We start from the raw sequence: 25,217 nt of genomic DNA, 5'->3' as shown, positions 1-25,217 counted from the left end.
GCGTCGGACCGGACTCCTAGGAGCGCCCCTCCGGGGGGACGATCCATGAAGAAGCGGGCGCACCCTCGGTGGGAGCGCCCGCTTTGCCCTGGCTCGGTTAACCTCGGGTGCCTTCCGGGGCCGGCCTCCTGTCGACGGGGGGAGCGTGTCGCTCGCGCTCGGCGCGGCGTCGCTCCTCGGCCAACCGGTCGCGATCGGCAGCCTCCTCTTCGAGGCGCTCCCGTTCCTTCGCCTCGGCCAAGATCCACTCCTTGATCTCGGCCGCGGTCATGCCCGCTTCGGCCTTCTCGAAGGCCTTCTGCACGATCGCGCCGTCGAGCGTCTCCTGGGCGAGCAGCGACTGCGCCACGGCTTCGACCGCCTCCCAATGCTCGTCGATGAGGGTCTGACACTTCTCGTACGACTCACGCAGGATCTGCGTGACCTGCTCCTCGATGAGGCGCGCGGTCTCCTCGCTGAAGTCCTTGCGGCGGCTTATCTCCCCGCCAAGGAACACGGGGCCGCTGTCCGAGCCCCAGGCGACGTACTCCTCCCCGCCCATGCCGAGGTCGAGGACCATCTGCTTGGCCATGTCGGTCGCCTGCTTCAGGTCGTTCGAAGCGCCCGAGGAGATGGTGCCGGTGACGCGCTTCTCGGCGATGCGGCCGGCGAACGCCACGATCAGCTGCTGCCTGAAACGGTCGACGTTGTAGAACATCTGCTCCTTGGAGAGGGGCGCCATGAAGCCACCGGCCCCGCCGCGCGGCATGATCGTAACCTTGCGGATCTGCCCCAGGTCGGGCTGAGCAGTGTAGGCGATGGCATGCCCGGCCTCGTGGTAGGCGAGGATCTTCCGCTCCTCCTCGGTGGGCACCAGGCTGCCGCGCCGCAAACCGAGGGTTATCCGGTCGAGGGCCTCGTTGAAGTCGGCCCAGTTGATGGTCTGCTTGCCGCTACGGGCAGCCACCAGGGCCGCTTCGTTCGTCAGGTTCTCGAGGTCGGCGCCGGAGAACATCGGGGTCGCGCCTGAGAGGCGCTTGAGGTCGACGTCGTCGGCGATCGGCTTGTTGCGCACGTGGACCTTGAGGATCTCCTCGCGTTCGCGCTGGGTAGGCAGGCCGATGGTCACCTGCCGGTCGAAACGGCCGGGGCGCAGCAGCGCAGGATCGAGGATGTCGGGACGGTTGGTCGCGGCGATCACGATCACCGAGGTGTCCTTCTCGAATCCGTCCATCTCGGAGAGGATCTGGTTGAGGGTCTGCTCGCGCTCGTCGTGTCCGCCACCGATGCCGGCTCCGCGGCGCCGGCCGATCGAATCGAGTTCGTCGATGAAGATGATGGCGGGGCTCGACTTGCGGGCCTCCTCGAAGAGGTTGCGCACCCGGCTGGCCCCGACGCCAACGAACATCTCCATGAACTCCGAAGCCGAGACGGTGAGGAACGGAACCCCGGCCTCGCCGGCGACCGCCCTGGCGAGCAGAGTCTTACCGGTTCCGGGCGGGCCCACCAGGAGCACGCCGCGGGGGATCTCTGCCCCGATCCTCAGATACTTCTGCGGGTTCTTCAGGAAGTCGACGACCTCCTTCAGCTCCTGCTTCGCTTCCTGGTGGCCGGCGACGTCGTCGAACGAGGTCTTGACCTTGGTCTCGCGACCATAGGTCTTCGCCTTCGACTGACCGAACTGCATCACCTGGTTGGGACCGCCTTGGGCCCGCATGAAGATGAACCAGAAGAAACCGATGAGGATGATTATGGGCAGGATCGAGATCGCGAAGCCGATCCATTGCGGAGGGTTGCGTATCGTGACCTCGGGCACCTGCTCCTCGAGCCGCTGCAGCAGCGAGTCGGTGATCACCGCGGTGGTCGTGAAGGAGCGGATCGTCTGCGGCTCTCCGTCGATCGTGACCTGCGTCTCGCTGCGCAGCTCCCCCTGGATCCCGCCGGTGTTCCGTTCGACGACGACCGACGCCACCTTGCCCTCTTCCACCAGATCTGTGAAGGTGGAGAAGTTGATATCCCTGCTGGCACCGCCCGCGTTGAACTGGTTGAACACGAAGATGCCGAGTATTATCAGCATCACGAGCAGCCAGGGGTTGAAAGATCGTTTCAACAGAGCCTCCCTGCGGATGCGGACCCACGCCGATGGCCTTCCCGGCCGGCGCGGGACCGTAACCTAGTCCCGCTAGGGTATCACTGGTGGGTGAGCGGCAGCTGTAAGCTGTCGGACGGCGGTCCGATGCGCGCGCCCACGGCCCGGATCAATCGAATGCGTAGCTCTTCGGGACCGTCACCACACCCCTTTCGGTGACCACGAACCCTCTGCTCTCGTCCTCGGCTCGGTCGACCCCGATCCGCATGCCGTCCGGTACCCGCACGTTCTTGTCGATGATCGCATTGCGGATGATGCAGTTGCGGCCGATCGAACTGTTGTCGAAGATCACCGAGCGTTCGACCAGGGAGTAGGAGTGGACTCGCACCCGGCGGGCCAGGATCGACTCCCGAACGGTGGCTCCGGAGATGATGACCCCGCCGGCCACCAGGCTGTTGAACGCCTGACCGCGACGCTCCGGAGTCTCGTGGACGAACTTGGCGGGCGGCGAGAACTCGGCCGAGGTTCGCAGCGGCCACTCCTCGTTGTAGAGGTCGAACTCGGGCTGCACCGCCACCAAATCCATGCTCGCCTCATGATACGAGTCGATCGTGCCCACGTCGCGCCAATAGGTGTTGGGCCCGTCCTGTCCGGGGATGGGGTTGCGGGCGAAATCGTAGGCGGCCAACCTGTAACCGTCCTTGAGCGCCTCGGGCAGCAGGTTCTTGCCGAAGTCGTGTTCGCTCGAGCTGTCCTCGGCGTCGTCGTACAGCATCTCCATGAGGCAGTCGGTCGAGAAGATGTAGTTGCCCATCGAGGCCAGAGCGTGAGTGGGCCGACCGGGGATGGGGTTCGGGTTAGCGGGTTTCTCCTGGAACTCGGTGATGAGGAAATCCTCGTCCACCTGCAGGACGCCGAAGCGGGTGGCGTCGGCGACCGGCGTGGGATAGGCGGCTACCGTTACGTTTGCCTGCTTCTCCAGGTGGTAGTCGATCATGTGGGCGATGTCCATCTTGTAGATGTGGTCACCGGAGAAGATCGCCACGTAGTCGGGCGAGTGGTTGTCGATGAGGTGGATGTTCTGGTAGATGGCGTCGGCGGTGCCGCGGTACCACTCTGCCCCCAACTCTTCGTAGAGGTACATCTGGGCCGGCGCAAGCGTGATGAAGTAGTCGGACAGGAACGACCCGAAGCGCCAGTTCCGCTGGATGTGCTCGGTCAGGCTCTGGGCCTTGAACTGGGTGAGCACGTACATCCCGTAGATGCCCGAGTTGATCATGTTGTTGAGCGCGAAGTCGATGATCCGGTACTTGCTGCCGAAGGGAACGGCAGGCTTGGTGCGTTTGAGGGTGAGCGGATGCAGCCTGGTTCCCTTGCCCCCGGCCAGGACCATCCCCAGCACCTTCACATCTCGTATCGTCCTCATGCTCACGATGTCGCCTCCCGCCATGCCGGCACGGCGTGAACTCCCGGCAGCTCGCTCGACTGGCTGTTCAGGCGACTATAGCGAAAGGTGAACGGCCGCTGGTGTCAGCGCGGCTAACAATCGGGCCGGCGCGGAGTAGCTCGCGCGGCGACCGTCGGAACCGAAGGATCCTCGTAGCAAGCGAGAGCCCCCGAGCGATCAGAGGGTGAAGTAGAAGGTGGCTCCTTGGTCCGGCGCGCTCGTGGCCCAGATCCGGCCACCATGCTTGTCGATGATGCGCTTGGTGTTGGCCAGGCCGATGCCGGTGCCTTCGAAGGCGTCGGGAGCGTGCAGGCGCTGGAACGGTTCGAACAGCTTGTCTTCGAAGCGATCGTCGAACCCTATGCCGTTGTCACGCACGTAATACACGACGTTGCCGTCACGTTCTTCGCAGCCCACCTCGATCCGAGCCGGTGATCTGTGACGGCTGAACTTCCAGGCGTTCCCCAGCAGGTTCTCCATGGCGATGCGCATGAGGCCGGGGTCGCCGACGAGGAGCGGGCAGTCGGCGATCACTACCTCGACCTCCCGCTCCGGTTCCCACTCCCGCAGGTCTTCGATTATCGATCGCGCCATTGAATGCAGGTCGAAATGCTGGCGAAGGACCTCGGCCCGCATCAGCCGGGACAGCTCTAGAAGGTTGTCAAGCAGCTGCCCCATACGCTGCGCCCCGGCTCGAACCCTGTTCAGGTAGCGCCGGGTCGTGTCGCTCAGCTCGTCGCCGCTCTCTTCGAGTATCAGGCTGCTGAAACCGTCAATGCCGCGCAGTGAACCCCGGAGGTCGTGTGCGACCGAGTAGTTGAACGTCTCTAGCTCCTGGTTGAGCGCGTTCAGGTCGGCAGTGCGCTGCTCGACCTTCTCCTCGAGCGATTCGTTGAGTTCCCGGGCCTCCTCGTAGAGCAGGGCGTTGTCGATGGCGGTAGCGGCGTGGCTGCCGATAGCCGCTATCACCTGCTCGAGCTGTTCGTCGAACACGCCAGGTCGTTCGTCGCCGAAGAAGAGCACGCCCAACGCCTTGCCCGACCTCGGCACCACCGGCACGGCAAGGTGGCTGTTCAGCTTCGGTCCCGGCTTCGGTCTCGCTGCACCCTCGACGGCCCCGAAGACCTCGGGGTAGCTGCCCAGAACGTACTCCTCGTCGAACCCCTCGGGCATATCGCCCGACCGGGCCATGAGGGTGTAGCCGGCGCCATGCTGTCCCTGTTCACTGTAGAAGAACGCCCCGAACTGGGAGCGGCTGAGCTCCCGGCCGGCGTCGGTGACCGTCCGGACGAGGCGCTTGAGATCGAGTTCGCCGGAAAGCTTCCCGGCTACCTCGTTTATCGTCCGCAGCGTGCGGGCCTGCTCCTGCAAGGCCTCCTGCGCCCGTTTGACCTCGGTGATGTCCCGGGCGATCTTCGAAGCGCCTACGACCTGCCCGGACCCGTCCTTGATCGGTGAGACGGTGAGCGAGATGTCGATGAGGCTTCCGTCCTTTCGGCGCCGTACCGTCTCGAAGTGGTCGATCCGCTCGCCTCGGCGCAGTTTGCCAAGGATCTCGTTCTCCTCGTCGAGCCGATCCTCCGGGATGATGAGGGTGATCGACCTGCCGACCGCCTCCTCAGCCGAAAAACCGAACAGCTCCTCCGCACCCCGGTTCCAGCTCCTGATCCCACCGGTCAGGTCCTTGCTCACGATGGCGTCGTCCGACGACTCTACGATCGCCGCGAGTCGCGCGGGAGCCTCCTCCGTCAACTTGCGGTCGCTGATGTCCACCAGTGTGTTGATCGCCCCGAGCAGGCGCCCGTCATCATCGTGAACCGGGTTTATGTAGGCGAGCACCGTTCTACGGGTCCCGTCGGGTCGTTCGATGATCACTTCCTGAGCGTCGTAGCCGCGGTCGTTCTTCAGGGCCAGCGCCATGAAGCAATCGTTCCGGTCGAGGGCGAGGCCGTCCGGCCTGAGCGGCCGGAAGGAGCCGCAGTAGCGGTGAGCGGGATCGTTGAGCCGCGGGGCCCGCCCCCACAGCGCCACTGCCCTCGGATTGTAGTAGGTGACCAGGCCCTCCGCGTCGCAGGCGTAAGCAGCGGCCGGCAGTTGGCCCAGGAGCTTCCGGAAGTAGTCGTCGGTCTGCTCGGTCTGCTGCGGCAGGTCCGACTCGACCGGCTTCTGCTCCATCATTCGTTTCCCCCTGATCACGCGTCGCCAAGAAGACGGCGAGGGCATGCCTTGCCCGATGGAACGTAACGATACGACGCTCGAGGTGATGCTGCAACTGAGCGCTCTGCTCGGTTGCAGCGGCCGCCGGAGTTGCCTGTTACTGTTTCGGCGGCTTCCGCACAGACCCTACCCCGATGCTAGCCTTTGCTGGTGATCGGAAGCGACCCGACCTCGAGCGAACGGCGCGGCGAAGCAGCGGGCCGGGAGCGCCAACTCCTGCTCGATCTCGCGCCCTCGAAGCTGCCCACGCCCGGCGAGCGGGAAGCGTACCGCCGTACGCAGCTCGCTGGCTGGATCTATCGGCAGGGCGTCAGAGACTTCGAAGAGATGTCGAACCTGCCGGCGGCCTGGCGTGCTGAGCTCGCGGAGCGGTGGCTGGTCGATCCGTTCGCAGCGACCGAGCGCTTCCCTTCGAGGGACGGCTCGGTGCGTTACCTCTTCACGCTCTCCGACGGCCGCCAGACCGAGGCCGTCTACATGCCCTACCTCAACCGCCGCACCGTTTGCGTCTCATCGATGGTGGGCTGTCCCGCCGGCTGCGCCTTCTGCGCGACCGGCGCCCTCGGCTTCGGCCGGAACCTCTCGGCAGGCGAGATCGTAGGGCAGCTCCTGGCGGTTGCCTGGCACGAGGGTTTCCCTCCGCGGGAGATCAGGAACGTGGTGCTCATGGGGATGGGCGAGGCGCTGCTCAACTACGACTCGGCGATCACCGCTGTCCGCACGATGGTAGATCCGGAGGCGCTCGACATGTCGCCCCGGCGGATCACCCTCTCTACCGTCGGCCTGCCCGCGAAGATCGTCCGGCTCGCCGAGGAGGGGTTGCCGCTCACGCTGGCCGTCAGCCTCCACGCTCCTGACGAGGAGACCCGCCGGAAGATAATCCCAACCGCCCACGCACACTCCATCGCTTCGATAGTGGAGGCCATGCGAACCTGGCAGCAGAAGATCGGACGTCGGGTGACGATCGAGTACACGATGCTGCGCGGGGTGAACGATCGTCCGTGGCAGGCGAAAGCCCTCGCAGAGCTGCTTACCGGGCTCACCGCGCACGTGAACCTGATCCCCTTCAACCCCTGGTCGGGAGCCCAGTTCGGTTCGTCCGGGAGGGAGACGATCGATCGATTCCAGGCGGAGCTGGAAGAGGCAGGTCTCTCCGTGTCGGTCCGCTTCAGCCGCGGCCGAGACGCCGGCGGAGCGTGCGGCCAGCTCGCCCTCACCAACGGCCGCTCCGACTCCCGGACGACCGTCTGAGGCGACCCCGCCAACCCGAGAATTACCGTCTCCAGCGTCACTCCTGAGCGCAGAGGCGGGCCGGGGCTCGTAGGGGATTTCACATGGCCCGAGGAGGCACCCATACTAAACTGGCGCATCGCAATAACGGCCCGTTCCACGCGTGCCGTAGACGTCGGGAGACATCATGGGTACCTTCAAACTCGAGCGCTGCGCGCAACTCCTGCCGGTCGCGATCATCTTCCTGTTGTTCGCCTCCGCCTTCGCTCAACCGACCCTGAGCGAGCTTCGTGCCATCACCGAAGAACAACCCGAGAACGCCGAAGCCTGGGTGAACCTGGGCAACGCACTCCTCGAAGAGGATAGCTACGAAGCCGCCAAGGAGGCGTTCCTCGAGGCCATAGCGCTCGACTACCTCGCCGGCGACGCCCACTTCGGGCTGGGCCTGGCCGAGTTCGGTCGCGGCGACTTCCAGGCCGCGCTCTTCGCCTTCAACGAGCTCACCCGGCTCCACCCCGAACGCTTCGACGGCCACTACAACCGCGCCGTCACGCTGGCACGCCTGAGGCGTCCGGCCGACTCCGCCGCCGCTTTCCGGGAAGCGGTAGCTCAGGCCGAACCGGAGGCAGCCCCACCGGAAGTGGCGGCCGCCTACATCGGCCTCGCCGATCAGCTCAAGCGCTCTGGCGACTTCGCCGGCGCTGCGGAAGCCTATGCCAGCGCCCTCGAGAACGAGCCGCGGGTGGACCCGCTCGAGCTCCGCTATCTGCGCGCCGACGCCCTCTACAGGGCGGGACGGGGTCTGGAAGCCCTTCCTGACCTCACGGACCTGGAAGGGCAGACTACCGACTATCGGGTGAGCTCTCTCATCGCCGATATCTATGTTGATCAAGGTCAGGTGGATTATGCCCTGCGGGCGCTCGAGCGCGGCCTGCGCAAGGCCAGGGTGTCGGAGGATGCGGAGGTCCAGGCGAACCTGCTGGTCAAGCTGGGCCTGCTTCAGCGTCAGCTGGGCCGCGACGCCGAGGCCGCGGCTTCGTTCCAGCAGGCGGCCGAAGTGAACGCCTCCTCCTGGGAGGCCCTCTACAACCTCGGCGTTTCCTATCTCGAGATGGGGCAGCCCGCGAACGCGGTCCAGGTCCTGCAGAACGCCTCGGAGATAGAGGGAGCAGGCGGTCAGGTGGACCTCGCCCTCGCTTCGGCATTCGACCAGCTCGGCCGTACCGAGTTCGCGATCGGCAGTGCCCGCCGGGCGCTGAACCAGCTCGACGACCCGCAGCTGGCCGCCCAGGCACGGCTCATCCTCGGCCGCTCGCTCTACCGTCAGGGCGACTACCAGCAGGCGGCTACCGTCCTGGCACAGGTGGTGCAGGAGCGTCCCAGCGACCCGCAGGCGCAGCTCTGGGCCGGCCTCGCCGAGTACCAGCTGGGCAACTACCGGACCGCCGCCCAATATTACGAGCGGGCCGTGCAGCTCGCCCCCGGCAGTGCCGAAGCCAGGGCGAACCTCGGCGCCGCCTACCTTGCCACCGAGCGGTTCCGCGACGCCGAAGCGGTCTACGAGTTGCTGGTCCAGCAGAATCCGCAGGATGCGGAGAGCCACTACAACCTGGGCTGGGCGCTGATGTCACAGAACCGCCGGGCGGAGGCCCGCTCGGCCTGGCAGATGGCGAGCGAACTCGGCTACGCGCCGGCAAGCGAAGCTTTGCAGCAGTACTTCTGAGAGAGTCGGAGAGAATCGGGGACCAATGGACTGGATAAGACGCAACTGGCCGGACATGCTGATCGGTATCGCCCTCATCGCGGTGATCGCGGGCATCATCGCGACGCTGCTCACCGGCGGCTCCTTCTTCCCGCTGGGGGCGTCACAGGCGAGCAGCAGCCGGCCGGAACAGTCCAGCGAGTTCACGTCGCCCGGACCCGTGCGTGCTGCCGATGAACCGGAAGTCACCAGGTCGGTGGCGGAAGAGACCCCGGAAGAGACCCCGGAAGAGACGCGGCTCACCTCTCAGGCGACCTCGGATACTCCCTCCAGTACGAGCGAGTCGGACGAGGGACCGGTTACGGTCAGCGCTCTGCCCCTGCCCGGCACCGGCTCCCAGCAGGAACGCGCAGCAGGCGCAGAGCCCGAACCGGAACAGCAGCAGCCTTCACGGAGCGCCTCAGATCCGGCCCAGGTGAACGCCGCCGCGGCCGACCGGCCTGGCACCTACCGGATCTCTGTGGGCGCGTTCTCTGGAGAGGAGAACGCCCAGCGGCAGGCGCAGACCTTCCGCGAGGCGGGCTATCCCGTATTCATAGGCACCCAGGGCAATCTCTCGATAGTCCTGGTGGGCCCGTACGAGGAGCTGAGCGAAGCCGAGCGGGTGGCGGCGCGTATCAGGGGCGGGGGATTCCGGATCGAACCGGTCATCTACCTGTTCGAAGGCGACACCGATTCGGGGGCCAGCTCGGCCGGCCGGCCCCAGGCCCGCGAGCCCGCTCCAACGGCAGCGCAGGCCACCGCCGGCAGATTCCTCCAGGTGGGCGCATACGGCACCCGGGAGAGCTCGCTGCCGCAGCGCGAACGGCTGGAAGGGCTGGGCTTCGAGGTGAGTGAGCGGATGGAGAGCGGCCTCGTGAAGCTGCTGGTGGGTCCGTTCGCCGGCGATGAGCTGACCGAGGCACGAGCGCTGCTGAACGAACAGGGTATCGACCACTTCCCGCGCTGATGCCGGCGATACCGAGCGCGGCCATAGGCCGCCTCGTCACCTACCTGCGCATCCTCGGCCAACTCGAGGCGGCCGGCATACAACAGACCTCCAGTGGCGACCTCGCCAGGGAGGCTCAGGTCTCCGCCTTCCAGGTACGCAAGGACCTGACCCGCTTCGGCAGCTTCGGGAAGCGTGGCGCCGGTTACACGGTCGCCACGCTCCGGCGCGAGATCAGGGCGATTCTGGGCCTAACGCGCGCCTGGAACGTCGCTCTGGTAGGTATGGGGCGGCTAGGGCAGGCGATCGCCGATTACCCGAACTTCGACGAGTACGACTTCAGCATCCGCGCCTTCTTCGACGTGGACGAGCGTAAGGTGGGCAGCCTGATATCGGGGATAGAGGTGTCGCATCCCCGTGACATGTCCCGCGTCGTGGCCGAACGCGAGATAGACATAGGGTTCATAACGGTGCCCCAGGGTTCGGCTCAGACGGCTGCCGACGATCTCGTAGCGGCCGGGGTGCAGGGCATACTCAACTTCGCGCCCACGATCGTCAACGTACCCCCGTCGGTCAAGGTCGAGACGGTCGACTTCCTCGCCGGTCTCAAGCGGTTGGCGTTCTACCTGAAGCCGCAGGTCGAGGGCGAGCCGGTCGCAGAGGAATAGCGGGTAAGGCGGCGAGCGAGGCCCGCTGCCGGCATCGTTATACTTACTGCGCTGTGTTCGAACTCATCAGAGACGACCTCCAACTCTTCGAGGCCCGACTGGCCCGGGAGCTGGAGAGCGATGTCGAATTCATCCAACGGATCGCCACCGATCTGGTGGCCGCCGGCGGGAAGAGGCTGCGGCCCTCGCTGGCGTTCCTGGCCGCCCGGTTGCTGGGAGCCGACCGCGAGCATGGCCAGCAGGTGGCGGTCACGGTCGAGCTACTCCACTCGGCGTCGCTGCTGCACGACGACCTGATCGACGGCGCCGAGGTCAGGCGAGGCAAGGAGGCGGCGTTCCGCCGTTACGGCAACGTCGTGAGCACGATGTCGGGCGACTACATCCTAGCCAGGGTATTGCGCCTGCTTGCCCGGATCGACAACGCCGACTTCACGCTGCTGGTGTCCGACACGGCCGCGAGGGTGTGCGAAGGGGAAGTGCTTCAGTACGAGATGGCGGCTCTGGAGAGCTACTCGCTCGACGGCTACCGGCGGGTGATAGAGGGGAAGACGGCAGAGCTCATAGCCGCCTCCCTCGAGGGCGTAGCTGTTCTGGCCGGCGCGCCGGCCCGCTACCGGGACGCCTTGCGCTCGTTCGGCATGCGTTACGGGCGGGCTTTCCAGATGCAGGACGACTACCTCGACCTGCTGGGAGATGAGGGCGGACTGGGCAAGCCGACGGGCGGCGATCTGCGGGAGGGGAAGGTCACCTACCCGGTACTGCTACTGCTCGAGCGGGGCGTCGAGGAGGCCCGTGAGATCGTACGCCGCCGGGCCGCAGAACCGGGCGATCCGCTGCAGATGGCCAAGCTCGTGAGGCTGCATGGGGTCGACACGCTCACACGCGACCGGATAACCGCCGAGTCGCGGGCTGCCATAGAGGCCCTTTCGATCCTCCCCGACGGTCCGGCTCTCGAGGCATTGAGCTCTCTCGCGGAGCAGGAACTGGAGCGTGCCACCTAGAAGCCGGCAGAGTGGTCAGGTCGGGTAGTTCCCTACGTGCCGGCTCGGATTGAGGTAAAACAGGTCAGGCCAACGGTGACAGCGCACCGGGCGCGACGCCAGCCAGCCTATTCGCCAGGAGGGAGAAAGCCCCCGTGAACCTCTTGACCGTGTGGGGAGACCCCACCAACCGTTCCAGCTTCACCATCGATCTGTTCCCGCTCTTCGACACGTTCTCTCAGAAGGCCGTTCGCCAGGTGCTCGTCTACGCCGGCGACTACCTTGAGGCCGTCGAGATCGCAAGGCGCGAGGCGATGAGACTCGAACTCGAACCTCGAAGCGGCAATCTGCAGAGACTCAACTAGCGGCGGTCGCCGAACCACACCAACGAGATCGAGGGGCCCGTCCACACGGGCCCCTCTGCTTTCCCCGGCCTTGAGCCGGTCTCAGATGTCCCAGTACGGTGTGTAGCCGTAGTGCTGGTGGATGCGGCGGCCCCAGTCCGGATTGGTGGTGTCGGGCCAGTCGTTCTTGTCGAACCCCTCGGCGTTCTTGAGGGTCTCCTTGTCGACGTTCAGCACCAACCGGTGATTGGCTTCGTCGACCGAGAACGCCTGCCACGGGACGGCGAAGAACTTGTCGCCCATCCCCATGAAGCCCCCGAAGTCGAGCACCGCGTAGGCCACGCGACCGGTGTCGACGTCGAGCATCAACTCCTTCATCGTGCCCAGGTTCTCGCCTTCGGCGTTGGCCACTCTGTCCCCGATTAGTGTCGAAGCGGACATGGTCTTGCGATATTCGTTATGTGCCATCGAAATCCCCCCTAGGTCGGTATCTCGTTCTCTACGGTTGTCCGGGTTTTGTGGAGGGGAGTCTTCCGGGGCTCCGGGCCCCTGCCCTCCTGTCATCAACCGTATGACCTGCAAGCGGGCCGCATCTGTGGCTTGATGCCTAGTCATCACCTTTCGCGACTGGCCGGGAACCCCGTCACGAACGCACTGTTCCTCAAGACGCGGCTTCCTCCCGCACCCACTCGAGGTAGCCCCCGAAGCCTCCGGCGACCGCCAAGGCGACGATGCACGGTGTGTCGTAAGGATGCAGGTCTCTGACCCGCGCGACCACCCTCCCGAGCCGCGCCTCGAGCGTCTTGGCGAAGGCCACCACCTCGACCTCGTCCTGCACTTCGCCTTCCCACCTGTAGAACGACCTTGCCCCGGGGAGCAGGTTGGCGCAGGCGATGAGGCGCTCGTCCAGCAGTTCGGCGACTATCCGCGCAGCCGTTGGTTCATCGGGGAAGGTCATGTAGACCGAAACTATCCCCTCTGCCCGTCGACGGTAGATCTGGTCGTCTTCCATGATCCGATTATCTGCCCTCGGGCCGCTCCAACCATCAGTCCGTCGCGCGGCCCCTCTGAGCGGTACGGCGATGCGCCGAGGCGCGGTCGATTCGAGGACGTCGTCGGGGCCCGCTGCGCGGTACGGCGATGCGCCGAGGCGCGGTCGATTCGAGGACGTCCTCGCCATATCCCGCGCTGGCTGACTGGAAAGGGCCCACGAGCGGTTTAGTATGACCGGAATGGACGGTTTGGACAGGGACAACATCTTCGAGTTCTTCAAGCAGCACCCGGAACGACCGTGGCACGTGCAGGACATCCAGAAGAGGCTGCAGATAGACGACCGCTCGGCCTTGCGCAAGCTCCTGAGCGAGCTCACCGACGAAGGCAAGCTCATCCGCACGCGCCGCCGCTCGTACGGCTTGCCTCAGGAGATGAACCTGTTCATCGGCAAGCTGCAGGTGACCTCCGGCGGCTACGGTTTCGTGATCCCCGAGAGCGGCAACGCCAAGGACCTCTTCATCCCGGCAGACCGCCTGGGCGGCGCCTGGGATGGCGACCGCGTGGTCGCCAGGCCGAACCCGATGAAGAGCGACGACGGCCGGACCTCCGGGGAGATCGTGCGGATCCTCGAGCGCAAGCATCAGCGGGTCGTCGGCACCCTCGAATACTCGCGCGGCTACGCGATCTTACGGCCCGACTCACCCAAGCTCCGGGAACGCATCCTGCTCACTCCCGAGTCCGTAGGGAAGCTCGACGCGGGCTCGCGCATCGTCGCGCGGATGAACTGGCCCGAGGAGTCGGGGGACAGCGATCCGTTCGCTACCGTAGAGGAGTACCTCGGGGACGGCGACAGTCCCGAGATAGAGACGCGCGCCGTGATCGTCAAGTACGACCTCAAGGACGAGTTCAACCCCGATACGCTGGCCGAGGCGGCCGCGGTCCCCTCGAGCGTGGGCGGAGACCTGATGGCGGGCCGCACCGACTACCGCAACGTCAACACTTTCACGATCGACGGGGCCGACGCCAAGGATTTCGACGACGCCATCTCGCTGGAGCGTCTGAAGGGCGAAGGCAAGAACGGTCTGCTGAGGATAGGCGTCCACATCGCCGACGTGAGCTACTACGTCGCCGAGGGAACCAGCCTCGACAAGGAGGCTGTCGAGCGGGCAACCAGCGTCTATCTACCGGGCAAGGTCCTGCCGATGCTACCGGAGCAACTCTCCAACGGCATCTGCTCCCTTGTCGAGGGGGAGCCTCGGCTCGCCCTCTCGGCCTTCGTAGACATGACCCGAGAGGGGGAGGTCAAGGCGGTCCGCTTCAAGGAAACGGTCATCAAGAGCGACGCCCGCCTCACCTACGAGGAGGTCCAGGCGTTCGCCGACGGTGGTCGCCTGCCCCACGGCAAGCGCAAACTCGAGCGGGACATAAAGCTGCTCATCGGACTCACCCAGAAGTTGCGGGCGCAACGGATCGGCGCGGGCGCGCTCGACTTCGAGTTCACCGAAGCGAAAGTGGATGTCGACGAGGAGGGCGCTCTCCACCTGACCCCCATCCGCTCCAACGAAGCGCGACAGCTGATCGAGGAGCTCATGCTCCTGGCCAACCGGCTCGTGGCCAAGGAGCTCGACGACAAGGACATCCCCGCCCTCTACCGGGTGCACGAAGATCCCTCCGACGAGAAGATCCAGGCGTTGCAGAAGGCCCTGGCCAAGCTGGGCTACACTCTCGACTTGCAGGCGGCCGGACCACAGGATCTGCAGAAGATCCTCCGTGAAGCGCACGGCAAGCCCGAGGCCCAGCTCGTGAGCACCCTGCTCCTGCGCTCCCTCAAGCAGGCGCGTTACTCGGCCGAGAACCTCGGCCACTTCGGCCTCGCGTTCGAGAACTACCTGCACTTCACCTCACCCATCCGCCGCTACCCGGACCTGGTCGTCCACCGGGTGGTACGGGCCCTCCTCCAGCACCGCCTGTCGCCCACTCTCAAGGAGCGTATGAAGAGCGACTTCCCCAAGCTCGCCGAGCACGCCTCCGACAGAGAGAGGGTGGCCGAGGAGGCGGAACGCGACCTCACCCGCTACTTCCATGCGAAGTGGGCGAAGGAGCATGTAGGCGAGACCTTCAACGCCGTGATCAGTGGCGTCACCAACTTCGGCATCTTCGCGGCGCTGCCGAACGGCATCGAGGGTCTCATCCACGTGTCGCACCTCGACGACGACTACTACATGTTCCTCGAGGACTCGCTGATGCTGATGGGCAAGCACAGCCGCAAGAAGTTCCGGATGGGCGACCGCATCGAGGTGAAGATCTTCCAGGCGAACCCCACCGTGCGCCAGATCGACCTGGTGCCGGCTTCGATGGAGATGCCGGAAGTGGAGCCGGAAGAGCAGCCGGTCACGCGCAAGGCGCCCAAGAAACTCAAGTCACCGGTTCGCGAGCCGGAGAAGGCGCCCACCCGTGTCGACGGCGGCAAGGCAGAAGCGGGCGGCGCCGGCAAGGCCCGGAGCGGCAAGTCGCGCGGCAAGGGTTCCAGGGGCGAGGAGAAGGAGAGCGGCGAGAGTACCACGGCCAGGCCGGCCGCAGGGAACGGCGAATCCCAGGAGTCGCGCGCTCGCGAGGGTAGGGGCCGGAGGAAGGAAGTTGCCGCCGCGCCGGAAGAGAAGGCCACTCGCACGTCTACCCGCGAGGGTGGCGCCACGAAGCGGCGCCGCCGCCTGGTGTTCGGAGACCCCGGACCCCGGCGCTGACCGCGACTGTTCAGGCATGCACCGGCGAGGGGTAGGAGTTCACCGGAAGTCGCAAGCCTACCGGTGTATGCTCGTCCGAAGATCGCGCAGACCCGCCCACCAAGGCGGATGAGTTCGCATGCCCCCGCCGCTCCCAGGCAGGAAGGCGGTGAGGGCAGGCGAGAGGAGTTGGAAGATGGCCCCCGAGTTCCGCTACTCGCTCACGCGTATCTGCCTGCGTACCGGTCAGCTGTCGCTATCCAGGAGGATGGCCGACATCTTCCCGGAGGCTGGTCGGCTGCGTGCACTCGACACCGTGGACGACCGGGAGATCGAGCTCAGTATCAGCGAGCCCCGCAAGGTATCGGGCCTGGCGGACTACTTCGAGCGGCACAGGTTGGACGTCAACGACGAGATCAAGATAGCCGTGCGCGAGGACGGGAGAGTTTGCCTAACCTCGCTGCCACGCCGCACCCGTCGCAGTTTCGGTGACGGGGACGCCAAGGAACTGCTCGACTCGCTGGTGGACGAGGCGCCCATGACCGAAGCGGAGATCAGGGCGCTGCACCCGCAGATCCCGGCCGATTATCCGCTGGGCCGGGCCCTGGCCGCTCATCCGCGCCTGAACCTGCGAGGCGGCCGCTGGGTGGGGGAGAAGTCGCGCGCCGGCCAGGAGGCCGCCGCGGCCGACGCGAAGCCGGGGGAAGATCTCGCAGAGGGTTCCGATCCGGTGGCTGGCCCCAACCAGAGCTCTCGAGCGAGCCGCGAGCGTAGCAGCCGGTGGGACGCTGCGCCGATCGAAAGGGATCGCGACCGCGCCAGACCAGGCAGGCCCGCTGCCGTCACCCCCTACCCCAGGGGTGTCCTGTTCCCTGGGGAGGCGGCGCTGAATTCGCAGCGTCCAGCCGGTGACTTGCGGCTGGTGAACCGCGCGAGGGAAGCACTGAACGGCTTCGGTTACCGAGTCGAGGGACTGCCGCACGGCATGCTGCTGGCCAGAGCCGACCTGGGTCGCCGCAAGCACGCCGTGCTCGTGCGGGTCCTGGCCGACGGGGAGCGGCTCGACTGGGCGGCGCTGCTGGCCAAACGAAGAGAATCGACAGCCGACTACCTGGCCGTTTTCGGCGACCATCGCGACCTGCACAGGCTCAGCGCCCCGGCAGAACTGGCGCGCGCTACCCTCTGGTCCTGGGACGGCATAGATCGCGTCCGAAACCTCGCCAAGACGGTCCTCATCGGACCCTTCGACCTGGAACCGCATTTCGCGAAGGATGGCATGTTCGAGAACGGACTGGAACTGTTCGAGCGCTCTCTAGGCAGGATGATCGCCGAGAAGGGCGCGCTTTCGGCGGTGATCGCCCGGCTGGGCTCGCTACGCGCACCTGCGGTATTCGTGCTGGACGACCTGGTCGAAGGCGAACTGCAGCGGGAGCAGGTGGTCAACGCGCTCGAGCAGCTCTCGCAGGCGCCCTTCCACCTCGTGGCCCGAGTCGACCGCGGTGAATACTGCCTGCGCCACCCGCTTCCCGACGCGCTCGCTCACCTCGCCGAGTACGCCCTGTCGCTCCTGGAGCGGCTGCCGGGCGCGGGTAGCAGGCGGGGCGGAGCGACCGAAGGGCGCGTGAGCGCCGTGAACACCGGCTCCCAAGCGTCGAGCGGGAACGATATCGAGGGGTCCGGTAGCAGCGCGCCAGGCGTCGAGGTCGCCGAGGAAGCCTGAGACCAGGTCTTCGAGTCGGCCGGTTCAGCCCTGCAGAGCCCTCACCTTCAGCTCGGTCCCCCGCACCGCGTCGATCGCCTTCGCGGTCCACGTGGCGGCTTCCACCGTAGTCACATAAGGCAGACCGGCCTCCAGCGCGCGACGCGCCTCGCGGGCACCCATCGTGTCCACCAGCAGGTCGTAGTCGGGCTCCTCGACACCGTCGCAACCGATCAGCACATCGAAGCCGAGCCGCCGGAACTCCTCGGCGACCCCGTCCAACCCGGGTCCCACGAGCCTCACACGGCCTTCCAGCGGAAGTTGTGCGCCGGCCCCGAGTTGAGCTTTGTAGTAGGCGAGGTAGGGATCGTGCGAAATGCCCATGCTCTCGCCCGTTGAGCGCATCTCGGGCCCGAGGGCGGGTGGCACGGCCGCGAATTTGAGGAACGGCAGCACCACCTCTTTGACCGAGTAGAGGCGCGGTTCCGGCGTCGCCGTGAATCCGATCTCCTCGAGGGTGCGGCCCGCGGCGATGAGAGCTGCGTACTTGGCCAGCGGGTGGCCGATCGCTTTCGACAGGTAGGGAACTGTCCGGCTCGCCCTAGGGTTAGCCTCGATCACCATGACCTCGCCATCCTTGATCACGTACTGGACGTTGATCAGACCCTTGACCCCGATCTCGCCAGCCAGTCTCACCGTGTATTCGGAGATCGTGGTGATGACTTCGGGTGAGAGGTTCACCGGCGGAACGATCGTGGCGCTGTCGCCGGAGTGCACCCCGGCGCCTTCGATGTGCTCCATGACGCCGGCCACGACCACCTGCTCGCCGTCACCGAGAGCGTCCACATCCACCTCGGTCGCTCCCTCGATGAAGTCGTCGACGAGGATGGAGGGGTTACCGGGGAGTTCGGCGTACACCTCTTCGAGGTAGGAGTCGAGTTCCTCGTCGCTGCGCACCACCGCCATCGCGCGGCCGCCCAGCACGTAGGAGGGCCGAACCATCACCGGGTAACCGATCTCGTTGGCGAGTTCCTTCGCTTCGGCTGGTCGAGTTGCGACGCCGCCCGCGGGCTGCGGGATGCCGAGCCGCTCGCAGAGCGCATGGAAGGCGTCACGATCCTCTGCAAGGTGGATCGCCTCGGCGCTCGTGCCCCAGATCGGCACTCCGGCAGCTGCGAGGCCGCGGGCCAGCCGGAGGGGAGTCTGCCCTCCGAGTTGCACGATCACGCCCTTGGGCTTCTCGTGCTCGATGACGTTCAGGACGTCCTCGAGGGTGAGCGGTTCGAAGTAGAGGCGGTCGGCGGTGTCGTAGTCGGTCGAGACCGTTTCCGGGTTCGAGTTGACCATCACCGTCTCGAATCCGGCTTCGCGCAACGCCCAGACGGCATGCACGGTCGCGTAATCGAACTCGACGCCCTGGCCGATCCGGTTGGGCCCCGAACCCAGGATTATCACCTTGTCGCGGTTCGACGGCTGGACCTCGTCCTCCCACTCGTAGGTGCTGTAGTGGTAGGGGGTGTAAGCCTCGAACTCGGCAGCGCAGGTGTCGACGGTCTTGTATACCGGAGCGTTGTCGTGGAGGCGACGCAGGCGCCGCGCCTCGGCGGCGTCTATGCCGGTGAGAGCGGCTATGTCGGTGTCGGCGAAGCCGAGGCGCTTGATCTCTCGCCACAGCTCCCAGTTCCACTCCTGGGGCGGGGGGAGGGCGGCGATCTCCCTCTCTGCCTCGACGATCTCGCGCAGTTGATGGAGGAACCAGGGGTCGATCCCGGTGCGTTCCGCCAGGTAGGGCACGCTCTTGCCACGGCGCAGCAGCTCGGTGACAGCCGGGAGCCGCAACGGCTGGGGCTCGAGTCGCGCCTCGAGCTGTGCCAGCGAGAGGTCGCGCGTCTCGCCGCGGATGTCGAGTTCGAGAGACCGGAGTGCCTTGAGCAGGCTCTCCTTGAAGGTTCGACCGATCGCCATGACTTCGCCGACCGAACGCATCTGCGTCCCGAGCTGCTGCCTCGCGCCGGGGAACTTCTCGAAGGCGAAGCGGGGGATCTTGGTGACGACGTAGTCGATGGACGGCTCGAAAGCCGCCTTCGTCTCCTTGGTGATGTCGTTGGGCAGTTCGTCCAGGTGGTAGCCCACCGCCAGCAGAGCCGCGATCTTGGCGATCGGATAGCCGGTGGCTTTCGAGGCGAGGGCCGAGGAGCGAGACACCCGAGGGTTCATCTCGATGACGATCACGTCGCCGCTGCGCGGATCGACGGCGAACTGGATGTTGGAGCCTCCGGTGTCGACCCCGATCTCGCGGATGATGGCGATCGAGTAGTCGCGCAGCTGCTGGTACTCCTTGTCGGAGAGCGTCTGCGCCGGAGCCACGGTGATCGAGTCGCCCGTGTGGACGCCCATCGGGTCGAAGTTCTCTATCGAACAGATGATGACGACGGTGTCGTTCTGATCGCGCATCACCTCGAGCTCGTACTCTTTCCAGCCCAGCACCGACTGCTCGACGAGCACCGTGTGAACCGGGGAGTCGTGGAGTCCCTGGCGGACTATCTGCCTGAACTCGTTCTCGTCGCGCGCGATGCCGCCACCCGTGCCGCCCAGGGTGTAGGAGGGCCGGACGATCGCCGGGTAGCCGATCCGGGTGACGAACTCGAGCGCCTCGTCGAGCGTCGAGATCATCCGCCCAGCGGGGGTGGCGATGCCGATCCTGGCCATCGCCTCCTGGAAGAGCTGGCGGTCCTCGCCCTTCTCGATCGCCTCGTAGTTGGCGCCGATGAGCTCGACCCCGTGCCGCGTGAGCACACCGCGCTCCCACAACGTCTTCGCCAGGTTGAGCGCCGTTTGCCCGCCGAGGGTGGGAAGCAGCGCCTGTGGCTTCTCCTGTTCGATGATCTTCTCGACTACTTGTGGCGTGAGCGGTTCGACGTAGGTACGGTCGGCCACGTCGGGGTCGGTCATGATGGTCGCCGGGTTCGAATTGACCAGGATGACCCGGTAGCCGACAGCCCGCAGCGCCTTGCAGGCCTGGGTGCCGGAGTAGTCGAACTCGGCCGCCTGGCCGATGACTATAGGGCCGGAGCCGAGGATGAGGATCGTCTCGATATCTTCGCGTCTTGGCATCAGCTATCCCGCATTCGGAGCGGAGTGTATCACGCACCTCAGAGCGCATCCGGCGCGATGGGCGACGGCCGGGTGGAAGTCGGCAGATGCCGCCCTGCACGGCGAGCGTTCGGCTCCGCTGGGTCAGGCTGGGGCGTGGCCGCCCGGGATCAGCTAGGGGCCGAGATCGCCGCCCGGCTCGCCCGCAGCGTGGCCGGCAGAGGGGTGGTGTGCTCGGGCTGCCTCGCCGACTGGACGGGCGAACGGAGCCTGCTCACCGTTTCCCGCGCGCCTTTCGCGCGGGTCTGGGTCGAACTGGCCCAGGTCCTGCTACTGGTGACCGGTGACGGCGTCGACGAGCGCCTGCTCCGCGCCGCGGCAAACGCCACGGTGCCGGAGGTGTGGCTGATCGGGGAGTCGCGCTTGCTTACCGCCCTCTCGCTTCCCTCGAACGGTCTCTACCGGCAGCGCTCGATGATCCTGCCGGGTGAGAGGGTACGCCTCGTGGGGCTGCCGGGCGCGGAGGTGGTCCCTTTGACCGAGCTCTAGCGCCTCACGGCTCCCCTTCGAGTTCGATCACGAATGTTTCGCCGTCCACCTCGATCTCGTCGCCAGCCGTGACCTTCCGCTTGCGACGCCGCTCGACCTGGCCGTTGACCTTCACGGCGCCCTCCTGGATGAGCGTCTTGGCCTGGCCGCCGGTCTCGACCAGCCCCGACAGCTTCAGGGCGCTGCCCAGGCTCAAACCGGCTCGGTCGGTGCTCTCCCGCTCGTTCCCCTTCATGGCGTCAGTCCAGTCCCCGGGTCACGCCCATCGTCACGGTTCGAGCATCGTCTGCGCGGCCGGATATGAGCCGAGGAACTTGACGAACGCCGCCTTGCGCATGAGGGCGTTGAGGGCTTTCGCGACGTTGTCGTCCGCTGCGTGCCCTTCGATGTCGATGTAGAAGAGGTAGCTCCACGGCTTGTCGCGCCGTGGCCTGCTCTCCAACTTGGTGAGGTTTATGCCGTGCCTCGGGAACTCCTCGAGGCAGTTGACGAGGTCCCCGGGGCGGTGACGGGTCGCCAACACCAGGCTGGTCTTGTGGGCGCCGCTGCCGCGAGGCGCCTCGTCGCTGCCCAGGATGAAGAAGCGCGTGTAGTTGAAGTCCGTGTCCTCGATGTTCGCTACCAGGATCTCGAGGCCGTAGATCTCGGCCGCTCGCGTGGAGGCTATGGCTGCCTTGCCCACGCCTCCGTTCTCCGCGAGGACCTTCGCGGCACCTGCCGTATCGAAGTCGGTCACCGCCTCGAAGCCGTTCCTGCGGAGGAACTCCTGACATTGCGCCAGCGCCTGCGGATGGCTGTACACGCGCTGGACATCGTCGAGCTTCGTCCCCGGCTTGACCAGCAGGTTGTGGTGGACCCGCACGACCTGCTCGCCCACCACGTGCATCGCCGAATCGGTCAGCAGGTCGTAGGTCTGGTTTATCGACCCAGCCAGACTGTTCTCCACCGGCAGGCACACGAAGTCGCACTCGCCCCTGAGCGCCGCCTCGAAGGCCAGTTCGAAGGAGGGGAAGCCAACCGCTTCACCTTCGGGAGCGAACTGCAGCGAAGCGATCTCGCTGTAGGCTCCAGGGACTCCCTGATACGCGACTTTCTGCCTGGGGGACTCATCGCTCATAACGAGGGAGTCTAACACCGGCGCTACCAGCTGGCGGTCGTGAGGGCGCGCTCAGATGGGCGCCTCGTCACTCCGGAGTTCGAATGGCGGCCTTCACCTGCTCCGGCTGGGTCTCCGAGCGGCTGTCGTCGAGAGGCGCCGGCAAGGGTGCTGTCCGCCCGCTCACGGCTCCGCGGCCATCGCACTCTCCGCGCTCACTCGTCGCTTCTCCGCTTGGGCCAGGACCCTCTAGGCAATACCATCTGGCGCTCCCGTTCCCGCTGCTCGATACTCGAGACGTGCGCACGAGAAGGCGCTCGTCGAGCGCTCGGCAGGTCGCAACTGCCTCGTTGACAGCCAGGTCGGCCGGAAACGGCAGACCGCCACCCGTAGACGACCACTGGCGCGTAACCAGCCCGAACTGAGAGGTGTGCAGATGCAAGCTATCTGGAGTCAGTTACCGTCCAGACGCATCGCTCCGAAGCGAACCGCCCTGCTCGTTGCCCTGCTGCTCCTAGTCTCGCAACTTCTCTGGCCCCTCACTTCGCTAGCCGCTCCGGCATCCGACGCGGCGCTCATCCCCATAACCGGCGCGGAGCTGGTGACGGTGTTGGGCGGCTGCTGGTCAGACTGCGACGGTGATGACGGCGGTTCGTCGGGATCGGAAGAGGAGGAAGAGGAGGACGCGCAGCCCACGAAGGTCGGCTCCCCCTACTGGTCGTACGCCTACCGCACCCTCATCGAGCGGCCGGACGTAGCCGGCGACCTGATCTGGCAAAGGATCAACAGCACCGACAGCCCCTGGGGTCCTTTCGAGGTCAGCTACCAGTATCGGGAGAAGTTCAACTGGTCGGTCGGCGCTTCCGTTCCCAGGTCGATCGTCTCGGCCCAGTTGGGCAGCTCCTACGAGACCAGCCGAACGGAAACGGTGTCTTTCACCATCCCGGCCAAGACCTACTACAAGTTCTTCGTCGCCTACCCGTACGAAAGGTGGCGCTACTACTTCAAGGAGTACCAGGACTACAGCGACGGAACCCGCGCCGTCCTGGACACCGGCAGCGCCACGGTCTACGACCTGTGGACCAGGACCAACCTGGTCCAGGGACTCGTCAACTGAACCCGGCGGGCGGCGGACCACCCGGTCCGTCGCCCGCAACCGCGCCGTGACCCGGCCAGAGTCACGCTGAGCCGTTCGAGCCTCGAACCGGCACGCTACTCGCCCAGGAAGGCAGATGATGGAACTCGTCAGACCCGGAAAACTGTTGCGGTTCTTGCTCCCGCTAGGGCTCATCGTCAGCGCGCCAGCCCTGGCAACCCAGGTGAGTGGCGACGTATCCCACGTTCGCTTCGCCTGGTCCACGGTAGGACAGCCGGCCGCCATCGGGCTGCCGCTGCCCGGTGGCGTGTCGCCGGAGGAGGTTGAGTCGGTGGTGCTGCCAGGCGAGTCGCGCCTCGATGGCGTTTCTCTCCACGCCGACCCCCCTCGTCTGGAAATCTTCGCGCGCCCGGTTCCGGGCGGAACGCTCACGTTCTCGGCAGTAGAGTTGGGCCTCGCCTCCGGCGAGTTGCGCCGTTTCGCATTCGGGCGCGCGGCCGTGCTGCAGCTCGAGAGGGCGAACGGTCCGCTCCGGTTCGAACGCTCGCTCGTGGCGAACGCGGCCGGCATCCATGGTGCGGTGGCGGTCCGCAACACGGGTGAACAGCCACTCACCCTGCAGGTTGTCCGCTACCTGCCCGATCCGCTGCCAATGGCTCACCTGCTCGTCGCGACAGGCGACCCGGGTGAACTGCTATCGGAACTGGAGGCAGCGACATCACCGGCGCTGAGGCGCGAGGCAGGGCGTTCGCGGCAGGACTACCCGCAGGTCGAGGGATTCGAACGGCGCCCTGCGAGCGACCTCGGCCTCGAGCTGGCGCCCGGCGAAGGGGCGGTGCTCGTGTGGACCGATGCATCTCTGCCTGCCTCGAGCTCCCGGACATCCTTCGAACTCGAGCCGGTCATCGAGTACCGGTCCACGGCAGGCTTCTGGCAGCTGGGACTCCCCGTGACGGTGAGGCGTTACCCGTGAAACCCGTCTGCCTGGCACTGCTCCTCTGCTCAGCGCTGGCCGCCGCGCAGTCTACGGCGGTGGACTCGACCGCGGCCGACTCGACCGCGGCGCCCGTTCCGGCGATCACCTCCGCCCGACTGATCGAGCGGTTCGAGCAGCGACTGCGGGAGGCGGAAGGCAGCGACGTCACGGCCATCGCAGCGGAACTGGAGAGAATGAGAGCGGCCGGATCAGCGCGGCTCCGGTTCACGCAGAGGTCGGACTGGGAGTTCGGGGAGCGTCTCGACCTAGGTTTCGGGGCCTCATTGAGCTGGAGTCTGTTAGACCCCGAAGCAGAACTGCAGCGGGCGTTGACAGCCAAGCGCCTCGAACTGGCGCGGCACGACCAGAGCTCGCGGCGGGCCGACCTCGTGCGGGAGTTCGAACGCACCCTGAGGCTCGTCGTCCACCTGGAAGCGGCCGAGGAGCTCCTCGCCCGCCACCGGCAGCAGCTGCTCGAGTCTCACCCGGGCTGGAGAAGCCTCGACGAGGTGGCACTGGGGGAGTCGGACGACGAGGGGACCAGCGGTCGCAGTCAGGGGTCCGGGCTCGATGCGCAGAGGATCGGTTATCTGGAACTCGAACAGGCGTTGGCGCGCACCCGCCGCGAGCGTTCGCTGCTGCTCCTTGCGGTGGCCGAACAGGCGGGTGTAGACCCGAACGAACTATCCACGGCTTCGTTCGAACTCCCGGCGGCGCCCGCGGTCGACCCGGAGGTCTGCGTGCTGCGCGAACCGTTCGAGACCTCGGAAACGATCCGCGCCGAACTGCTCCTGGAAGAGTCTCTCCTGGCCCAGCGGCTCGACGACGCCGTTCGCCTGACTCAGGTCACCTTGGACCTGAGCGGCAACGCCAGGCACTCCGGTTCGAGTGAGGCTCGGCGTGGCTGGAGCGGTAATCTCAGGCTGGCCCTGCAGGTGGCGCTTCCTGCCGGCGAGAGTGTGGGCAGCGACCTCTCCCTGGCCATCACCCCAGGCGGCCTCTCCCAGGAGCTGAGCATCGGCTGGCCGGCGCCGAACGTCGAGTCGCCGGGCAGCGCCGACGAAGCCACCAGCACCTACTCGAGGATGGTCGAGAGTGCTCGACTCGATGCTTTGCGCGACCTGATGGTGCTATATGGAGCGCGCGAGCGGCTGAGGTTACGGGAAGCCGAGCTCGCGGTGGCGAGGCGCGCCTCGCTAGGGAGCGCCTCTGACCTCTCCCTGCTGAACGACGCGGCGCAAGCCGAACTCGCCCTGCTGAACGCGCAGCTCGAGCTCGACCTCGCACTGATGGCGGTTGCGGCGCACTGTCCGGAGCGAGAAACGTGAGACACCCGCGGCCACTCCAG

General features: G+C 66.3%; 20 protein-coding genes. 12 read left to right on the top strand and 8 right to left on the bottom strand.

Annotated elements, in window-relative coordinates:
* Positions 1-97: 97 nt before the first annotated feature.
* From ftsH to VF168_08915, 3 genes are all read right to left on the bottom strand, one after another.
* On the bottom strand, positions 98-2,089 hold the full coding sequence (gene ftsH, locus VF168_08925) for an ATP-dependent zinc metalloprotease FtsH (GenBank protein HEX7004297.1): 1,992 nt from the start codon (positions 2,087-2,089) through the stop codon (positions 98-100).
* Positions 2,090-2,237: 148 nt separating this feature from the next.
* Positions 2,238-3,494 carry a glucose-1-phosphate adenylyltransferase gene (gene glgC, locus VF168_08920; GenBank protein HEX7004296.1) on the bottom strand — a complete coding sequence of 419 codons (1,257 nt, stop codon included), beginning with the start codon at positions 3,492-3,494 and terminating at the stop codon, positions 2,238-2,240.
* 198 nt (positions 3,495-3,692) lie between these two features.
* The gene (locus VF168_08915) at positions 3,693-5,693 is read right to left on the bottom strand and encodes a PAS domain S-box protein (protein HEX7004295.1); all 2,001 of its coding nucleotides are present in this window, start codon (positions 5,691-5,693) and stop codon (positions 3,693-3,695) included.
* Positions 5,694-5,882: 189 nt separating this feature from the next.
* On the opposite strand from VF168_08915, the gene rlmN reads away from it, so the two are divergent.
* The 6 genes from rlmN (at position 5,883) to VF168_08885 (ending at position 11,665) form a co-directional block, all read left to right on the top strand.
* Positions 5,883-6,983, top strand: coding sequence for a 23S rRNA (adenine(2503)-C(2))-methyltransferase RlmN (gene rlmN, locus VF168_08910; protein ID HEX7004294.1), 1,101 nt, complete (start codon positions 5,883-5,885; stop codon positions 6,981-6,983).
* A gap of 166 nt (positions 6,984-7,149) precedes the next feature.
* Complete coding sequence (locus VF168_08905; protein ID HEX7004293.1) at positions 7,150-8,685, top strand: tetratricopeptide repeat protein; 1,536 nt, start codon at positions 7,150-7,152, stop codon at positions 8,683-8,685.
* Between the two features lie 25 nt (positions 8,686-8,710).
* Positions 8,711-9,673 carry an SPOR domain-containing protein gene (locus VF168_08900; GenBank protein ID HEX7004292.1) on the top strand — a complete coding sequence of 321 codons (963 nt, stop codon included), beginning with the start codon at positions 8,711-8,713 and terminating at the stop codon, positions 9,671-9,673.
* Entirely contained in the window at positions 9,673-10,320 is a 648-nt protein-coding gene (locus tag VF168_08895; protein HEX7004291.1) for a redox-sensing transcriptional repressor Rex, read from the top strand. Before VF168_08900 ends, VF168_08895 begins: the two co-directional genes overlap by 1 nt.
* Before the next feature lie 53 nt (positions 10,321-10,373).
* Positions 10,374-11,321: a polyprenyl synthetase family protein gene (locus tag VF168_08890; GenBank protein HEX7004290.1), complete on the top strand. Its 948-nt coding sequence runs from the start codon at positions 10,374-10,376 to the stop codon at positions 11,319-11,321.
* A 134-nt stretch (positions 11,322-11,455) separates the two neighbouring features.
* Entirely contained in the window at positions 11,456-11,665 is a 210-nt protein-coding gene (locus VF168_08885) for a hypothetical protein (protein ID HEX7004289.1), read from the top strand.
* Positions 11,666-11,746: 81 nt separating this feature from the next.
* Here VF168_08885 and VF168_08880 read toward each other — a convergent pair whose 3' ends face one another.
* Positions 11,747-12,112 carry a PRC-barrel domain-containing protein gene (locus VF168_08880; protein HEX7004288.1) on the bottom strand — a complete coding sequence of 122 codons (366 nt, stop codon included), beginning with the start codon at positions 12,110-12,112 and terminating at the stop codon, positions 11,747-11,749.
* Between the two features lie 193 nt (positions 12,113-12,305).
* A complete protein-coding gene (gene cutA, locus VF168_08875) occupies positions 12,306-12,656 on the bottom strand; it encodes a divalent-cation tolerance protein CutA (GenBank protein HEX7004287.1) in 351 nt (116 codons plus the stop codon).
* 220 nt (positions 12,657-12,876) lie between these two features.
* Between cutA and rnr the strand changes: the two genes are divergently transcribed.
* Positions 12,877-15,381: a ribonuclease R gene (rnr, locus tag VF168_08870; protein ID HEX7004286.1), complete on the top strand. Its 2,505-nt coding sequence runs from the start codon at positions 12,877-12,879 to the stop codon at positions 15,379-15,381.
* 118 nt (positions 15,382-15,499) lie between these two features.
* Entirely contained in the window at positions 15,500-17,080 is a 1,581-nt protein-coding gene (locus VF168_08865; protein HEX7004285.1) for a hypothetical protein, read from the top strand.
* Positions 17,081-17,104: 24 nt separating this feature from the next.
* Here the strand turns inward: VF168_08865 and carB are convergent, their stop codons facing one another.
* A complete protein-coding gene (gene carB, locus VF168_08860) occupies positions 17,105-20,173 on the bottom strand; it encodes a carbamoyl-phosphate synthase large subunit (protein ID HEX7004284.1) in 3,069 nt (1,022 codons plus the stop codon).
* A gap of 135 nt (positions 20,174-20,308) precedes the next feature.
* Between carB and VF168_08855 the strand changes: the two genes are divergently transcribed.
* A complete protein-coding gene (locus tag VF168_08855; GenBank protein HEX7004283.1) occupies positions 20,309-20,701 on the top strand; it encodes a hypothetical protein in 393 nt (130 codons plus the stop codon).
* Positions 20,702-20,705: 4 nt separating this feature from the next.
* Here VF168_08855 and VF168_08850 read toward each other — a convergent pair whose 3' ends face one another.
* A complete protein-coding gene (locus tag VF168_08850) occupies positions 20,706-20,936 on the bottom strand; it encodes an RNA-binding S4 domain-containing protein (protein HEX7004282.1) in 231 nt (76 codons plus the stop codon).
* Between the two features lie 33 nt (positions 20,937-20,969).
* A complete protein-coding gene (gene pheA / locus VF168_08845; protein HEX7004281.1) occupies positions 20,970-21,818 on the bottom strand; it encodes a prephenate dehydratase in 849 nt (282 codons plus the stop codon).
* Positions 21,819-22,233: 415 nt separating this feature from the next.
* Between pheA and VF168_08840 the strand changes: the two genes are divergently transcribed.
* The 3 genes from VF168_08840 (at position 22,234) to VF168_08830 (ending at position 25,197) form a co-directional block, all read left to right on the top strand.
* On the top strand, positions 22,234-22,914 hold the full coding sequence (locus VF168_08840) for a hypothetical protein (GenBank protein ID HEX7004280.1): 681 nt from the start codon (positions 22,234-22,236) through the stop codon (positions 22,912-22,914).
* A gap of 115 nt (positions 22,915-23,029) precedes the next feature.
* The gene (locus tag VF168_08835) at positions 23,030-23,866 is read left to right on the top strand and encodes a hypothetical protein (GenBank protein ID HEX7004279.1); all 837 of its coding nucleotides are present in this window, start codon (positions 23,030-23,032) and stop codon (positions 23,864-23,866) included.
* On the top strand, positions 23,863-25,197 hold the full coding sequence (locus tag VF168_08830; protein HEX7004278.1) for a hypothetical protein: 1,335 nt from the start codon (positions 23,863-23,865) through the stop codon (positions 25,195-25,197). Before VF168_08835 ends, VF168_08830 begins: the two co-directional genes overlap by 4 nt.
* Positions 25,198-25,217: the final 20 nt, after the last annotated feature.

This window comes from Trueperaceae bacterium, assembly GCA_036381595.1.
Classification (GTDB): Bacteria; Deinococcota; Deinococci; order Deinococcales; family Trueperaceae; genus DASVCN01.
This window is presented reverse-complemented; position numbering and strand designations above follow the sequence as displayed.

What these genes read in the sequence shown, in the direction of transcription:
- glgC (HEX7004296.1), bottom strand. Translation starts at nt 3,494, where the DNA reads ATGAGGACGATACGAGATGTGAAGGTGCTGGGGATGGTCCTGGCCGGG.
- VF168_08915 (HEX7004295.1), bottom strand. Translation starts at nt 5,693, where the DNA reads ATGATGGAGCAGAAGCCGGTCGAGTCGGACCTGCCGCAGCAGACCGAG.
- VF168_08905 (HEX7004293.1), top strand. Translation starts at nt 7,150, where the DNA reads ATGGGTACCTTCAAACTCGAGCGCTGCGCGCAACTCCTGCCGGTCGCG.
- VF168_08900 (HEX7004292.1), top strand. Translation starts at nt 8,711, where the DNA reads ATGGACTGGATAAGACGCAACTGGCCGGACATGCTGATCGGTATCGCC.
- VF168_08895 (HEX7004291.1), top strand. Translation starts at nt 9,673, where the DNA reads ATGCCGGCGATACCGAGCGCGGCCATAGGCCGCCTCGTCACCTACCTG.
- VF168_08880 (HEX7004288.1), bottom strand. Translation starts at nt 12,112, where the DNA reads ATGGCACATAACGAATATCGCAAGACCATGTCCGCTTCGACACTAATC.
- cutA (HEX7004287.1), bottom strand. Translation starts at nt 12,656, where the DNA reads ATGGAAGACGACCAGATCTACCGTCGACGGGCAGAGGGGATAGTTTCG.
- rnr (HEX7004286.1), top strand. Translation starts at nt 12,877, where the DNA reads ATGGACGGTTTGGACAGGGACAACATCTTCGAGTTCTTCAAGCAGCAC.
- VF168_08865 (HEX7004285.1), top strand. Translation starts at nt 15,500, where the DNA reads ATGCCCCCGCCGCTCCCAGGCAGGAAGGCGGTGAGGGCAGGCGAGAGG.
- carB (HEX7004284.1), bottom strand. Translation starts at nt 20,173, where the DNA reads ATGCCAAGACGCGAAGATATCGAGACGATCCTCATCCTCGGCTCCGGC.
- VF168_08850 (HEX7004282.1), bottom strand. Translation starts at nt 20,936, where the DNA reads ATGAAGGGGAACGAGCGGGAGAGCACCGACCGAGCCGGTTTGAGCCTG.
- pheA (HEX7004281.1), bottom strand. Translation starts at nt 21,818, where the DNA reads ATGAGCGATGAGTCCCCCAGGCAGAAAGTCGCGTATCAGGGAGTCCCT.
- VF168_08840 (HEX7004280.1), top strand. Translation starts at nt 22,234, where the DNA reads ATGCAAGCTATCTGGAGTCAGTTACCGTCCAGACGCATCGCTCCGAAG.
- VF168_08835 (HEX7004279.1), top strand. Translation starts at nt 23,030, where the DNA reads ATGATGGAACTCGTCAGACCCGGAAAACTGTTGCGGTTCTTGCTCCCG.